The 15471-nt window shown below is 59.8% G+C and carries 9 protein-coding genes; 8 read left to right on the forward strand and 1 reads right to left on the reverse strand.

The features are described from left to right. The 3 genes from WCJ41_RS04565 to WCJ41_RS04575 form a co-directional block, all read left to right on the forward strand. Positions 1 to 881: ATP-binding protein (locus WCJ41_RS04565; protein WP_336904653.1), on the forward strand; the 881-nt coding region annotated here is incomplete at its 5' end. 82 nt (positions 882 to 963) lie between these two features. Then, the gene (locus tag WCJ41_RS04570; protein ID WP_336904654.1) at positions 964 to 2790 is read left to right on the forward strand and encodes a response regulator; all 1827 of its coding nucleotides are present in this window, start codon (positions 964 to 966) and stop codon (positions 2788 to 2790) included. 114 nt (positions 2791 to 2904) lie between these two features. After that, positions 2905 to 3675: a GNAT family N-acyltransferase gene (locus tag WCJ41_RS04575; RefSeq protein WP_336904729.1), complete on the forward strand. Its 771-nt coding sequence runs from the start codon at positions 2905 to 2907 to the stop codon at positions 3673 to 3675. Here WCJ41_RS04575 and WCJ41_RS04580 read toward each other — a convergent pair. Continuing rightward, entirely contained in the window at positions 3665 to 5935 is a 2271-nt protein-coding gene (locus tag WCJ41_RS04580) for an NADP-dependent malic enzyme (RefSeq protein ID WP_336904655.1), read from the reverse strand. The two genes, WCJ41_RS04575 and WCJ41_RS04580, sit on opposite strands and share 11 nt — an antisense overlap. 133 nt (positions 5936 to 6068) lie before the next feature. Here WCJ41_RS04580 and mutS point away from each other — a divergent pair, with 133 nt between their 5' ends. From mutS to ubiB, 5 genes are read left to right on the forward strand one after another with little or no spacing between them, the layout of a single operon-like run. Further along, positions 6069 to 8762, forward strand: a complete 2694-nt coding sequence (mutS, locus tag WCJ41_RS04585) for a DNA mismatch repair protein MutS (RefSeq protein WP_336904730.1) — start codon at positions 6069 to 6071, stop codon at positions 8760 to 8762. After that, the gene (locus WCJ41_RS04590) at positions 8759 to 11521 is read left to right on the forward strand and encodes a [protein-PII] uridylyltransferase (protein ID WP_336904656.1); all 2763 of its coding nucleotides are present in this window, start codon (positions 8759 to 8761) and stop codon (positions 11519 to 11521) included. Before mutS ends, WCJ41_RS04590 begins: the two co-directional genes overlap by 4 nt. Before the next feature lie 3 nt (positions 11522 to 11524). Further along, entirely contained in the window at positions 11525 to 13081 is a 1557-nt protein-coding gene (gene murJ / locus WCJ41_RS04595; RefSeq protein ID WP_336904657.1) for a murein biosynthesis integral membrane protein MurJ, read from the forward strand. A gap of 24 nt (positions 13082 to 13105) precedes the next feature. After that, a complete protein-coding gene (ubiE, locus tag WCJ41_RS04600) occupies positions 13106 to 13873 on the forward strand; it encodes a bifunctional demethylmenaquinone methyltransferase/2-methoxy-6-polyprenyl-1,4-benzoquinol methylase UbiE (RefSeq protein WP_336904658.1) in 768 nt (255 codons plus the stop codon). Next, positions 13873 to 15435, forward strand: a complete 1563-nt coding sequence (gene ubiB / locus WCJ41_RS04605; protein WP_336904659.1) for a 2-polyprenylphenol 6-hydroxylase — start codon at positions 13873 to 13875, stop codon at positions 15433 to 15435. The genes ubiE and ubiB overlap by 1 nt, the downstream gene beginning before the upstream one ends. Positions 15436 to 15471: the final 36 nt, after the last annotated feature.

The following is a 15471-nucleotide window of genomic DNA, read 5'->3' on the forward strand; positions in this document are numbered from 1 at the left end:
CTCCGGGCGCAGGCAAGTCCATGCTGGCCCAGCGTTTGCCATCCATTCTGCCGCCTCTGGACACCCGCGAGATGCTGGACATCAGCATGGTCGCCTCGCTTGCCGGAGAATTGTCGAACGGTCAGTTGTCACGTCGGCGACCGTTTCGCGCACCACATCACTCGGCCTCCATGCCATCGCTGGTCGGCGGCGGGTTGCGAGCCAAGCCGGGTGAGATGGCGCTAGCGCACCATGGCGTGCTGTTCCTTGATGAGTTACCGGAATTCCAGCCTCGCGTCCTCGAATCCCTTCGCCAGCCGATGGAAACAGGTGAGGCCGTGGTCGCGCGGGTCAATTACCACATCACTTATCCAGCGCGCTTTCAGTTGGTCGCCGCGATGAATCCTTGCAAGTGCGGCTTCGCGGGCCAGCCGGGCCATGTATGCCGGAATGGACCGCGCTGTGCCGCGGACTATCAGTCCCGCATTTCCGGCCCGCTCCTTGACCGCATGGACATCCAGATTGAACTTGCCGCCGTGAAGGCGTCAGATCTCACACTGCCGCCACCCAAGGAATCAAGCGAAGACGTGGCAATGCGTGTGCGCGCCGCACGCCAGATACAGGCACAACGCTTTGCCAGCCTTGGCAAACCGGACCTTCGTACCAACTCCCAGGCCGATGGAGCATTGCTGGAAGAGATCACCAAGCCCGATACACCGGGCCTCGCCCTACTGCGGGATGCCGCCGATGCGATGAAGCTCTCGGCGCGCGGCTATCACCGCGTGCTCAGGGTTGCGCGCACGCTTGCCGATCTCGAACGACGCGATCACGTCGCGCGCATTCATATCGCTGAAGCCCTCAGTTACCGGCAGAAGCTCTCAGCCTTCATCGCGGCCGCCTGAAACCTGTTCATACTTCCTTCACCATGATCTTCCGCGTGTAAAACATTTGAAAGCACCGCATGGCATGTTCGGGCCCATGCGTATGAAACACCTTGCTGAATCCGCAATTCCCCAAGCCATGCCCGGCCCCGTCGAGGCCATTGGTGCAAACCATGGCGGTCTGATCGCGTCCCTTGCATTGGTGCTCCTCTTCGCCGGCATCGCCACCATGGCGGCGCTGCCCTCAGTCTCTCCCATTTTCATACTCGCGACGGCTGGCATCGGTCTCACGGTTTCAGCAGGTATGGTACTGGCCCAATTCACGTGGCGCAAAGGCACGGAACGGCGTCTTGTTGAACTCGCCACGGCTGCCGAAGCACTTCACGAAGCCAATTTGCGAGCAGAAGCTTCCAACATTGCCAAGTCACGCTTTCTGGCCATCACCAGTCACGAAATCCGAACGCCGATGAATGGCATTCTCGGAATGATCGGACTGCTTCTGGAAACTCCACTGACGCTTGAACAACGTAACTACGCGCGCACCGCCGACTCCTCCGCGAGGGCTTTGCTCTCGATCGTCGACGAGCTCCTCGATGCATCTCTTGCAGAACGTCAGAACTTGGATGTTTCACAGGGGCCTTTCGATCTCGCAGCTCTTATCGAGTCCGTGACGGAACTTCTCGCGCCCCGTGCCCATGCCAAAGGCATTGAAATTTCAAGCTTCATATCAATGCGCATTCCGTCTCAAGTTCGCGGTGACGAGCGGCGGTTGCGCCAGGTGCTGCTGAATCTTTGCGGAAATGCCATCAAGTTTACGCCATCAGGAGGCGTTGGCATCAGCGCCAGGCTGAACGACACTGGTGAACTCGTCATCACGGTGAGCGACTCCGGCATAGGCATGTCCGAAGTTGAACAACAGCGGATCTTCGAAGAATTTACCCAGGCCAACGACGAGACGCGCCAGCTTTTCGGTGGCACAGGCCTTGGGCTGACGATCTCGCGGCGCCTAGTCGAGGGAATGGACGGAACGATTTCTGTTCGCTCGACACCTGGCGAAGGGTCTGCTTTCGACGTTGTCCTGCCATCTGCCGAGACCGTCCAGGCCGGGAGCCAGGACCTACTCAAGCGCCGAAGCTTCATTCTAGCGGCATCGCCCTCGATCACAGCGAACCATATCCGCGAGACGCTCGAGGATAGTGGTGCGTCAGTGCAGATGATGCACTACCCCCACGAGCTCCTCAGCCTGCTCTGTGACACAGGGGCGGTACCCTGCACCGCCGTTCTGTGTGACAGTGAGTTTGCCGAAATCCTGCATAATGCCTGGCCGGAAATGGGCAATGCCAGCCGGCAGCGTGTTTTCCTGATGCTCCGGAGCGAGGAACGCCGCCAGTTCGCTGATCTTCTCGCGAAGAACTTTGCAGGGTATCTGCTGAAGCCGTTCCGTCGTCATTCTCTGCTCCGACTTGTAGCACTGCGTGACGAGTCCGTCGTTCCAACCGCAGCGCTGCAGCCGCCACGCAATGTCATTCCGCTGAAGCGGCAACTCCAGGTGCTGTTGGCAGAAGACAACCCCGTTAACATGCTGCTGGCCAGCACATTGCTGAGACGTGAAGGCTACAGCGTGACAACCGCCAGCAATGGTGAGGAAGTGTTGGGGATGCTGTCCAACGGTACGAGACCCGATCTCGTGATCATGGACGTGGAGATGCCGATACTCGACGGTTTGGAGACAACGCGCAGCATTCGCCGCAAGGAATCTGACCGCTCCCTGTCCCGAATGCCAATTCTCGCACTGACCGCCAATGCCCAACGTGAAGACATTGATACGTGCCTTTCTGCCGGGATGGATGGCTATCTTTCCAAGCCATTTGACCGGGACGCACTAGACGAAGCGATAACTCGACTGATGAAGAGACAAGTCGTCGCCTGAGAAAGACAAGACACGGAGCTTTCACTGCCCCACGGTCTGTGGCAAATCTGACCTTGGGAGTGACACAAGCTGAAGACGCTTACAGCCATCCGCAGTGAAAAAGGCGAATTTCTTCTGCGCCAGGCCAATGGACCAGTCGAAATCGAGGCCTGCCAGCGGCTGCGCTATAGAGTGTTCTATGAGGAACTCGGCGCTACCCCCATGGGCGACATGGCAGAGAGCCGGATGGACTACGACCGCTTCGATGTCATTTGCGATCACCTCGTCGTCGTGCGGCGTGGAACTTCAGCCGAAGGGGATAAGATTCGCGTCGTCGACGGTGAATTGATCGGAACATATCGACTGTTGCGCCAGGACGTGGCCGAGGCCAATGGCGGATTCTATACACAGGGGGAATTCGACATTGCGCCGCTCCTTTCGGCGCACCCTCAACTTCGCTTTCTTGAGCTTGGTCGCTCATGTGTCCTGAAGCCCTTTCGCACCAAGCCCGTGGTCGAACTTCTTTGGCAAGGAATATGGAACTACGTCCGCGCCCATGACATGCAGGTAATGCTTGGATGTGCCAGCCTGGAAGGCACCAATCCCGACGAGCATGCACTATCGCTGAGTTTTCTCGCTCAAGCTTCCGCACCGGATGAATGGAACGTTCGAGCACATGCTGACCGCCGTGTGGAAATGAGACGGCTGCCAAGCGGACGAATTGACCAGCGGCAGGCACTGAGGCGTTTGCCACCCCTCATGAAGGGCTATCTGCGACTGGGTTGCTTCATCGGAGACGGAGCGGTCGTCGACCGGCAGTTCAACACCATCGATGTCCTCATCATATTGCCAGTCTCGGCTATCAATGCGCGCTACTTCGCGCATTTCGGAGCACCTAACGATTGATGTCGTAGGCGGCGATGGCCGCCAGATTCAGGATCTCCGACGTGGTGGCCGACATCGATGCGATCTGCACCGGCCGATCGAGGCCGGTGAGCAAGGGACCCACGACTGTCACACCACCCAATTGTTGCAGCATCTTGGTCGAGATCGAAGCTGAATGCGCAGCGGGCATCACCAAAACGTTGGCGGGACCCGTCAGCCGGCAGAAGGGGTAAAGCGCCATCGCCTCCCGCGACAGTGCGACATCAGCGGCCATTTCACCATCATACTCGAAGTCGACGTTCCGGCGATCAAGCACCCCCACGGCATCACGCACATAGGCCGCGCGTTCACCGCGAGGATAGCCGAAGGTCGAGTAGGAGAGGAGGGCAACGCGCGGCTCATAACCAAAGCGACGAGCAACACCGGCCGCCTCCTGGGCGATGTCGGCAAGTTCATCCGGCGACGGCAACTCGTGAATGGAGGTGTCCGCAATGAATACCGTCCGGCCACGAACGAGCGCCATGGAAACGCCAATCGGACGATGACCCGGGCGGTTGTCGATGGCCTGACGGACATTGTCGAGGGCGACCGAGAAATTCCGTGTAAGGCCTGTGACCATCGCATCTGCATCACCCATCGCCACCATGCATGCGGCAAAGACGTTGCGATCCTGGTTCACCATGCGCTGGCAATCGCGCAGCAAGAAGCCGTTTCGCTGCAGACGCTCGTAGAGAAAATTTGCGTAATCGACATTGCGCTCAGAAACGCGGGCGTTGGATATCTCCACACTCTCATTGAGTTCAAGCCCGCCACTGGCCATCGTCTCCTGAATCTGCGTCTCACGACCAATGAGAATGGCGCGACCCAAGCCTGCAGCCGCGTAACTGTTGGCAGCACGAATCATGCGGTCTTCCTCACCCTCGGCGAAGACAACGCGCTTCGGCGCCACGCGCACCTTGCCAAAAACGCTCTGCAGTGTCCCCGCGATGGGATCGAGACGTGCAGAGAGCGACTGCCTGTACTCATCAAGATCAGCAATATGGCGCCGTGCAACGCCGCTCTCCATTGCAGCCTTAGCAACCGCCACCGGAATAGTGGATATGAGGCGTGGATCAAATGGAACGGGAATGAGATACTCGCGGCCAAATGACGGACGAGGTCCATGATAGGCGGCCGCCACCTCATCCGGTACGTCTTCGCGGGCGAGACCAGCAAGGGCATGGGCAGCAGCGATCTTCATTTCGTCATTGATTGTTCGCGCACGCACATCAAGTGCACCACGGAAGATGTAAGGAAAACCGAGCACGTTGTTGACCTGGTTCGGATAGTCGGAGCGCCCGGTGGCCATGATCGCGTCCTGGCGCACCTTGAGTACATCCTCCGGCGTGATCTCGGGATCAGGATTTGCCATGGCGAAGATGATCGGATTTGCCGCCATGCTCTTCACCATTGCGGGGGTCAATGCTCCGGCAACCGAAAGGCCGAAGAAGACATCTGCACCTTCCATGGCGTCGGCCAGCGAGCGTGCCTTGGTTTCGACGGCGTGGGCCGACTTCCACTGGTTCATGCCCTCGGTGCGGCCCTTGTAGACGACGCCTTTTGAGTCCGCGAGAATGACATTGCTCGTGGGCACTCCCAGCGACTTGATGAGTTCAACGCAGGCAATGGCCGCTGCGCCAGCGCCATTGCACACGATCTTAGCCGTCTTGAGGTCACGGTTCGTCAGGTGCAGGGCGTTGATGAGGCCGGCCGTGGCGATAATGGCTGTGCCGTGCTGGTCGTCATGGAAAACCGGGATGTCCATTATCTCACGCAGGCGCTGCTCGATGATGAAGCAGTCGGGTGCCTTGATGTCCTCAAGGTTGATGCCCCCGAAGGTAGGGCCAAGATAGCGGACGGCATTGATGAACTGCTCGACGTCTTTGGTGTCGACCTCGAGGTCGATCGAATCGACATCGGCGAAGCGCTTGAACAGGACGGCCTTGCCCTCCATCACCGGCTTCGAGGCGAGGGCGCCCAAGTCGCCCAGGCCCAGGATGGCCGTGCCGTTGGAGATGACCGCCACCAGATTGCCCTTGGCCGTGTAATCGTATGCCGTTTCCGGATCTTCGGCGATGCGACGGACGGGAACGGCAACGCCGGGGCTGTAAGCCAGCGACAGGTCCCGCTGGGTGGCCATCGGCTTGGTCGGGGTGATTTCCAGCTTTCCGGGCTTGCCACGCTGGTGAAATTGCAGGGCTTCCTCGTCGGTGATGGTCGGACGGCGCGGCTTCTGGTCCATGTTTTGCCCTAAAAAACAATTCTCGACAGTGAGACCGCCAGACTAGAGGGGTGGGGGGAGACACTCAAGCGTTCCGAATTCACCGCTTGTACCTCTTTGGTCGATTCCTGCTATGGAAGGCGCCGTGACCGAGATGGACCATATGGGTGAGGGAGCGGGGGAGGAGGCCTCCAGCCGCGCGACGCCCGTCATGGCGCAGTTCCTGGTGCTGAAACAGGCCAATCCGGGAAGCCTGCTGTTTTTCCGCATGGGCGACTTCTATGAGCTCTTTTTTGAGGACGCGGAAGTGGCGGCCAAGGCGCTTGGCATTACCCTGACAAAGCGTGGCAAGCATCTGGGTGAAGACATCCCGATGTGCGGCGTTCCCGTGCACGCCGCGGACGCCTATCTCCAGAAACTCATCCGCGCAGGCCACCGCGTCGCCGTCTGCGAGCAGATGGAAGATCCGGCGGCAGCCAGGAAGCGTGGCTCAAAGGCGGTGGTGAAGCGGGACGTCGTGCGCCTCGTCACGCCGGGTACGCTGACCGAGGACAATCTGCTCGATTCCCGAACGCACAATTTCCTCGTGAGCGTCGCACGCGGCAAGGCGACAGGGGAGATGGCCATCGCCTGGGCGGACATCAGTTCTGGTGAACTGGCCGTGACCCAAACCGATGCGGCGCGGCTTTCGGCCGATCTCATGCGGCTTGATCCGCGCGAGATCATCGCCGCTGATGGACTGCTGGCGGACCATGATTTTTTTGCCCTGATTGAAAGGGCCGGGGCACCGGTGACGCCTCTCCCCTCCTTGCGTTTTGACTCGCTGGCTGCCGAGCGCCGCATCAAGGAACAATTCGACGTCAAGGCTTTGGAAGGTTTCGGCAGCTTTTCACGCGTCGAAGTGTCCGCACTTGGCGGACTGCTGGAATACATTGTCATCACGCAGGCTGGAAAGGTGCCGCACCTCCGTCCGCCACGGCGAGAAGTGGCGTCATCCGTGTTGCTCATCGACCCAGCAACGCGCGCAAATCTCGAACTCACGCGCACACTGGCAGGCGAGCGGCGTGGCAGCCTGCTCTCGGTGATTGATCTCGCCATCACTGCCGCCGGATCGCGCTGCATAGCAGCACGCCTCTCGAACCCGCTGTGCGATCCTTATGCCATCGCCGCCCGGCTGGACGATGTGGCGCATTTCGTCAACGACGCCGCACTGCGTGAAGAAATCCGCAAGCTTCTGGCCTCAATGCCTGACACTGAACGTGCGTTGGGCCGCATCGCCGTTGCGCGCGGTGGCCCCCGCGACCTCGCCGGCATTCGCGACGGATTGATGATCGCCGGCCATCTCGCACACCGGCTCGGTGCAAGCGCGACCATCGGCGGATTGCCGCAAAACCTTGAATTGATTTGCGAAACGCTGAGCTGGAGCGACCTGGATCTCGCCCGTGAACTCGACGCTGCCCTCGACATGGAACTGCCGGCCTTTGCACGCGATGGCGGCTTCGTGAAGCAGGGCTACTCGGATGATCTCGATGAAAACCGATCGTTGCGTGACGAGACCCGCCATGTGATTGCCGGCCTCCAGACGCGCTATTGCGAAACCTCTGGCGTGAAGTCGCTGAAGGTGAAGCACAACAACGTGCTGGGCTACTTCATCGAAGTGCCAACCACCTCTGCTTCTGCCCTGCAGGCTCCGGACAATGCGGGCCTCTTCATCCATCGACAGACCGTGGCGAGTGCGATGCGCTTCGTCACGACTGAACTCGCCTCACTTGACCAGCGGATTGCCGCGGCAGCTGAAAGGGCCCTGTCGCTGGAGCAGGAAATCTTCCAGTCGCTGTGCGCGCGAGTGACGGCACGCCGTGACCTTCTTTCTAGGATCGCCGATGCAGCAGCGCAGCTCGACACATCTTCTACGCTGGCTGAAGTTGCCGAGAGGCGACGTTATGTCAGGCCGCGCGTTGAAGACTCCACTCGCTTCACGGTGCGCGGCGGGCGTCATCCTGTCGTCGAAGCCGCATTGCAAGACCGCGTTTCAGGTTCCTTCGTTGCGAATGATTGCGAAATTTCCGGTGACGCCAGGAGGCTGTGCCTGCTAACCGGCCCTAACATGGCGGGTAAGTCCACCTATCTCCGACAGAACGCCCTGATCGTCATTCTTGCGCAGATGGGCTCCTTCGTGCCAGCGGCAGAGTCGCATTTCGGTGCCGTGGACCGGCTGTTCAGCCGCGTTGGCGCCGCCGATGACCTTGCCCGCGGCCGTTCTACCTTCATGGTGGAAATGGTCGAGACGGCAGCCATCCTCAACCAGGCGACCGAGAAGTCATTTGTCATTCTTGACGAGATCGGTCGCGGTACCGCGACCTATGACGGACTTTCAATCGCCTGGGCAACTCTCGAGCATCTGCACGGTGTCAACAAGTGCCGTGCACTCTTCGCCACACATTACCATGAATTGACTCAGCTCGCCGCCAAACTGCCACACCTCGCCACTGCAACCATGAAGGTGAAGGAGTGGCAGGAGCAGATCATTTTCCTGCATGAAGTCGTGGCAGGCGTTGCAGACCGTTCCTACGGCATTCATGTGGCGCAGATTGCCGGCTTGCCATCGGCGGTCATAAGCCGTGCACAGAAAGTTCTTGAACGCTTGGAGCGCGACGGATCGAAGGCGTCTGCTTCGGGCCTTGTCGATGAGTTGCCGCTGTTTGCAGCCGTACCGCTGCCACTCGTGGTCCGGGAAAGTGCGGTGGAGAAGAAGCTCGAACAGGTCATGGCCGACGAACTCTCGCCACGCGAAGCGCTGGCATTGATTTATGAACTCAAGAGTCTGCTGGGGGCACGTCGATTGTGAGGGTCGAGTCTGCTCCCGAGCGCTTTGTGAAGTCGGACGAGTTGCGCGACCAACTCGCTGCCGCTGTAGTCGAGAATGGCACCGCAGCTACTAACCTGCGTCCCAACATCGTGAAGGTCCTAAAAGGGGCTCTCGAACGGTCCCATTCCCTTGCAGAGAAGCAACTCATCGCTGACGGCAACGGAACGAGGTGCGCGGAGGCCCTGAGTCTTGCCGAAGATGAGATTATCCGCTGCTTATTCAACCTCGCGAGCACGACTCTGTTTCCGGTACGCGGAACCGAAGAGCGGATCGCCGTCGTTGCGGTGGGTGGCTATGGCCGGGGAACCCTGGCGCCAGGTTCCGACATCGACCTTCTCTTCGTTCTTCCTGCCCGCCAGACGGAGCGTGTGCAGAACATCGTCGAGTTCATCCTGTACTGCTTGTGGGACACACGTCAGAAGGTCGGTCACGCCACGCGGAGCATCGATGAGTGCATACGTCTCGCCAGATCCGACAACACCATCCTGACCGCCATCCTAGAGGCTCGCTACATCTGTGGTGACGAAATTCTGTTCGAGAGACTCGTCAGCGAATTCCGCCGTGAAATTGTCTCGAAGGGCGCGAAGGAATTCATCGCCGACAAGCTGGGCGAACGCGACCTCCGACATCTCAAGGTGGGCGAAAGCCGGTATATCGTCGAGCCTGACGTCAAGGACGGCAAAGGTGGTTTGCGCGACCTCAACACGCTGTTCTGGATTGCCAAGTACATCTACGCCACGAACTCGACTGACGAGCTGGCGGAGAAAGGCGCCTTCAGCCACGAGGAGCTCACCATCTTCAAGAAGTGCGAGCGTTTTCTCTGGGCGGTCCGCTGCCATCTCCACTTCTTGTCAAGGCGCGGCAATGACCGACTGAGCTTCGACCGCCAGTCAGACATTGCAGAACGCCTTGGTTACAAGGCGCATGGTGGCCTGAAACACGTCGAACGCTTCATGAAGCACTATTTCCTCGTCGCCAAGGACGTCGGTGACCTGACGCGCATTCTCTGCGCCAGCCTCGAGGCGCGGCAAGTGAAGGACGTACCGGGTTTGGGGCGCGTGCTCGGTCGCCTGATCTCCAAGAGTTCAGGAACGCTGCGGGATGCCCCGGATTTCCGTGTCGATGGCGGACGGGTGGTGCCAAGCTCACCCGACGTCTTTGTGAAGAACCCCGTCAACATCATCCGCTTGTTTGCCGTCGCCGGTCGCCATGGCGCGGAAATTCACCCAGACACGCTGAAACTGCTGCGCAAGTCGCTGGGTCTGATCCGTGGCATCTTGGACGATCCCGAAGCCAACGCCATTTTCCTGGAGCTCCTCACCGCCAGCGAAGATCCTGACATCGTTCTGCGCATGATGAATGAGGCGGGGGTGCTTGGCCGCTTCATACCTGCCTTTGGCCGGATCGTGGCGATGATGCAGTTCAACATGTACCACCACTACACGGTGGACGAACACCTGATCCGGGCCGTCGGACACCTCTCCGCCATCGAGCGCGGAAGACTTTCGGAGGATCATCCGCTCTCGACGGCGATTTTCCCGACGATCACCAGCCGCCGCCTCCTCTATGTTGCCGTTTTCCTGCATGACATTGCAAAGGGCCGGAAGGAGGACCACTCGATCGCCGGTGAACGCATCGCGCTGGAGCTTTGCCCTCGACTTGGGCTCACGGCCTCCGAGACGGAAACAGTGGCGTGGCTGATCCGCCATCACCTGCTGATGAGCGAAACCGCGCAAATGCGCGACCTCAACGATTTCAAGACGATTCTCGATTTCTGCGCTGTCGTGCAGAGCGTGGAGCGACTGAAACTATTGATCATCCTCACGGTGGCAGACATACGCGCCGTCGGACCGGGCGTATGGAACGGCTGGAAAGGCCAGCTCTTGCGAACACTCTACACCGAGGCCGAGCCCGTGCTCACCGGCGGACATACCGCGGTCTCCCGGAAGGAACGGGTAAGCGGCGCGCAGGCCGCCTTTTTCGCGCGCATGCCAGGCTGGAGTGAAGCGCAGAAGACAGGCTACGCGACCCTGCACTACGACGCCTATTGGCTCGGAAGTTCGACCGACAAGCAGGTGAAGCACGCGGAAATGATTTCCGGCGCATCACCCAAAAGCGTCGTCACCAGCTTCGAGACCGATGCCTTCACCGCCATTACCGAACTCTCCATCTACACGCCGGACCATCCACGTCTCCTCGCCCTCATCACTGGTGCCTGCGCGGCTGCAGGTGCCAATATCGCCGGTGCACAAATCTTCACCACGACTGATGGAATGGCACTCGATACCATCTTGATCCAGCGCGAGTTTCTGGAGGAAGAGGATGAGCGCCGGCGGGCAGAGAGAATTGCTGAACTTATTCGCAAGGCGTTGCGCGGTGAATTGTGGCTGAAGGAAGCCGTCGCCAAGGCATACAAGCCGCAACAGAGAATCAAGGCCTTTACGGTTGAGCCGCGCGTCATCATTGATAACCAGTCATCCAACAGGTTCACGGTCATCGAGATCAATGGCCTCGACCGCATCGGCCTGCTCTATGACCTCACCGAAGCGCTCTATAAGCTCAATCTCAATATTGCTTCGGCGCATGTCACGACCTTTGGCGAGAAGGCTGTGGACGTTTTCTACGTGACAGACCTAACGGGTGCCAAGATCGAAAACACGACGCGGCACAAGCAAATCGAGAACGCCCTGGGCAATATTCTCAAACCAGCGGCGCAGCCAGCGCCCATCAAGGCCTGATCCATGTCCATGCTCAGATCTGCGGCAACCGTCGGTGGTCTCACGCTCATCAGTCGTGTCCTTGGATTTATCCGCGATCAGCTGATTGCCTTCGCGCTCGGCACAAGCTTTGTGGCTGAGGCTTTTTTTGTTGCGCAGCGATTTCCAAATCTGTTCCGTGCACTGTTCGCGGAGGGTGCCTTCAACAACGCCTTCGTGCCGCTCTTTGCAAAGCGTGTCGAAGGGGAAGGCGAAGCCAACGCCCGCGACTTTGCCATCGAAGTGTTTTCATTTCTGCTCGCCTGGCTCATCGCTTTCTCTGCTGCGGCAATGATTGCCATGCCGGTGGTGATCTACGTGATCGCGCCCGGCTTCAAAGCGAACCACGAGACCTTCCAGCTGGCGGTGGACCTTACCCGCATCTGTTTTCCCTATCTGCTGTTCATGTCTTTGACGGCGTTGCAGTCCGGCGTGCTTAACAGCCTCAATCGCTTCACCGCGGCGGCGGCGGCACCGATCCTGCTCAATATCGTGATGATCGCTTCCAACGTGGTGGCCTGGATCCTCGCAACCGGCAATTCCCCGGAAACAGGATACATCTTCGCATGGGGCCTTTTTGCCTCCGGCATCGCCCAGTATCTACTGCTTGCAGTTGCCTGCCGTCGTGCTGGCATGCGGTTGGTGCCGCGCTGGCCGCGTCTCACGCCCGATGTGAAGAAGGTCATCAAGTTGTCAATTCCCGGCATCGTCTCTGGTGGGGTGATGCAGATCAATTTGGTCGTGGCGACCATGATTGCCACCACGTTGCCGGGCGCCGTCGCCTTCCTCTATTATGCTGATCGGCTCTATCAACTGCCTCTCGGAGTGATCGGCGTCGCAATCGGCGTGGTGCTGCTTCCGGACCTTTCACGCCGCATGCGGGCGGGCGATGAAACAGGGGCTTTGAACAGCCAGAACCGCGCCTTGGAGCTCTCGATGTTCCTGACGCTGCCTGCGGCCATCGCGCTGATGGCCATTCCACATCCGATCATCCACACCGTCTTCGAGCATGGGGCCTTCAGTCGCGCTGACACCTTTGCCGTCGCGCCGGCACTGCTGGCCTTTGCGTCCGGGCTTGTGGCTTTCTCGCTATCCAAGGTCTTTCAGCCGGGCTTCTACGCACGCGAGGACACGAAGACGCCAATGCGGTTTGCGGTGATTTCAGTGATCGTCAACGTGGTTGGCAGCATTCTCCTGTCACGCGTCATGGGCCATGTTGGGATCGCGCTGGCCACCTCGCTGGCCGCCTGGACCAACACCATCCTGCTTGGCATTACTCTGTCTCGGCGAGGACTGTTCGCACTGGATGACCGGGCGCGACGGCGCCTGCCGCGGATTGTCGCATCCGCGCTCGGAATGGGCGGATTGTTGCTGGCGGGAGCCTGGGCGCTCGAGGGAAATTATGCTCAGGGTGCAGGTTTTCTGGCCGCCGCATGGGGGCTAGCGGCCCTCGTGTCGGGTGGGGTCGTCAGCTATTTCCTGCTGGCGCACGTCTCCGGCGCGATGTCACTTGGCGAACTCAAGTCGATGCTGAAACGCTAGAGTTTTGCGGCTAAGGTACCCGCCATGACAAACAAGAACGATGAACAAGACGTCGCCTTCGGCTTTCGCCGGGTGGGCGAGGGCGAGAAACAGGGCCTTGTGAACGAGGTCTTCTCGAAGGTCGCCGAACGCTATGACCAGATGAACGACCTGATGTCGGGGGGCCTCCACCGGCTATGGAAGGACGATTTCGTGGCCATGCTGAACCCACCGCGCGGGCAAGCAGGCTTCAACCATCTGGATGTGGCCGGGGGCACTGGCGATATCGCCTTCCGCATCCTTCGCGCTGGTGGCCCCAATGTGCGGGTGACCGTCGCCGACATCTCGCCCGAGATGGTGGATGAAGGCAGAAAACGCGCCGAGACCGAGGGGCTTCTTGGCCGCTGCAACTTCACAGTCGGCAATGCCGAGGCGCTGGCTTTCCCCGACCGGAGTTTCGACGGCTATACCATCGCCTTCGGTATCCGCAACGTCACGCATATCGACAAGGCGCTGGCGGAGGCCCACCGTGTACTGAAGCCTGGCGGCCGTTTCCTCTGCCTCGAGTTCAGCCAGGTGGACGTGCCGCTGATGGACAAGATCTACGACACCTATTCCTTCACAGTCGTGCCAGCCATCGGCAAGGTGGTGACCGGCGATGGCCATCCTTATCGCTATCTCGTCGAGTCGATCCGTACCTTCCCGAAGCAGGACGACTTCAAGGCGATGATCGAGGATGCGGGCTTCGCCAACGTGAGTTACCGCAACCTGACGGGCGGAGTGGTGGCGATCCATTCGGGCTGGCGGATCTGATGTTCTCCGAAATCCGATACAGCTTCGCACTTCTGCGCGCGGGCCGCACCTTGGCGGCCTATGACGCGCTGATGACGCTCGATCAGATCCGGCAGCTGCCATGGGCGGCGCGCCTTGGTCTTTCGATTGCGAAGTTCGGAACGCGGAAGCCGGAGAAAAGCGGCGACAAGGCGGTTGCAGCTGCCTTGTCATCGCTGGGGCCGAGCTACATCAAGCTCGGCCAGTTCCTGGCGACGCGCCCAGATCTCGTTGGACCTCAACGCGCCTTCGAATTGAAAGCCCTGCAGGACAGGCTTCCACCCTTTCCGACCGAGATCTCGAAGAAAATCGTCCAAGACAATCTCGGTGCGTCCGTCGAGGTGCTATTCACGGAGTTTGGACCGCCTGTTGCCGCAGCCTCCATTGCCCAGGTGCACAAGGCGCGCAGCCCCGATGGCCGTGACCTTGCCGTCAAGGTATTGCGACCCGGCGTCAGCAAACGCTTTGCAGCCGATCTCGGCAGCTTCTATTTCGCCGCGCGGCTCATGGAGCGTTTCAGTGCCGAGGGCCGAAGGCTGAGGCCGGTTGCAGCCGTGAACATGCTTGAACAATCCATGAAGCAGGAACTTGATCTGCGCATGGAGGCCGCCGCGTTGTCGGAGATGGCACAGAACACCAAGGACGACCCAGGCTTCCGCGTGCCGAAAGTGAATTGGGAGCGCACGGGCCGAGAGGTGTTGACCACGGAATGGATCGATGGAACACCGATCGCGGATGTCGAGGCATTGCGCGCACAAGGTTTCGACCTCGTGAAGCTTGGTGACACCGTGATCCAGAGCTTCCTGCGGCACGCCATCCGCGACGGATTCTTCCACGCCGATATGCACCAGGGAAACCTGTTCGTGGATCGCTCCGGCAATCTCGTGGCGGTGGACTTCGGCATTGTTGGGCGACTTGGGCCGAAGGAGAGCATGTTCCTCGCCGAGATTCTCTATGGCTTCATCACCCGCAACTACCTGCGGGTGAGCGAAGTGCATTTCGAGGCGGGATACGTTCCGCGTAATCATGACCCGGCCGTTTTTGCCCAGGCCATCCGCTCCATTGGTGAACCAATCATGGACCGGCCGGCCAACCAGATCTCCATGGCGCGACTGCTCACACAGCTTTTCGAAATCACTGCCCAGTTCGACATGCAGACCCAGCCGCAGCTGTTGCTGCTCCAGAAGACCATGGTGGTGGTCGAAGGCGTTGCCCGTACCCTCAACCCGGACCTCAACATGTGGGTGACCGCGGAACCCGTAGTCGGCGGCTGGATCAAGCGCCAGCTGGGGCCCGCCGGCAAGATGGAAGCAGCCGCGGGTTCGCTTGGCCAGATCTTCACCGGCCTTCCAGGCATGCTGGAGGATGCCAAGCGGGCAACGACCATGCTGTCCGACATGGCCGCCACCGGCGGACTGAGGCTCGACCGGGAGACAACCGAGCAGCTGGCGCTTTCCCAGTCCCGTCATGCCCGTTGGACGCGCTTCTGGCTGGCGCTGGGGGCGGTTTCGCTGGCTGTGATCGCCATTAAGCTCATCACCTGAGGGCGGTTGGCAGCTGGTGGCCTTTGCTGCCATAAT

The organism is Aestuariivirga sp., assembly GCF_037139295.1.
In the GTDB taxonomy this organism is placed as follows: Bacteria; Pseudomonadota; Alphaproteobacteria; order Rhizobiales; family Aestuariivirgaceae; genus Aestuariivirga.

What these genes read in the sequence shown, in the direction of transcription:
- WCJ41_RS04570 (WP_336904654.1), top strand. Translation starts at nt 964, where the DNA reads ATGAAACACCTTGCTGAATCCGCAATTCCCCAAGCCATGCCCGGCCCC.
- WCJ41_RS04580 (WP_336904655.1), bottom strand. Translation starts at nt 5,935, where the DNA reads ATGGACCAGAAGCCGCGCCGTCCGACCATCACCGACGAGGAAGCCCTG.
- mutS (WP_336904730.1), top strand. Translation starts at nt 6,069, where the DNA reads ATGGACCATATGGGTGAGGGAGCGGGGGAGGAGGCCTCCAGCCGCGCG.
- murJ (WP_336904657.1), top strand. Translation starts at nt 11,525, where the DNA reads ATGTCCATGCTCAGATCTGCGGCAACCGTCGGTGGTCTCACGCTCATC.
- ubiE (WP_336904658.1), top strand. Translation starts at nt 13,106, where the DNA reads ATGACAAACAAGAACGATGAACAAGACGTCGCCTTCGGCTTTCGCCGG.
- ubiB (WP_336904659.1), top strand. Translation starts at nt 13,873, where the DNA reads ATGTTCTCCGAAATCCGATACAGCTTCGCACTTCTGCGCGCGGGCCGC.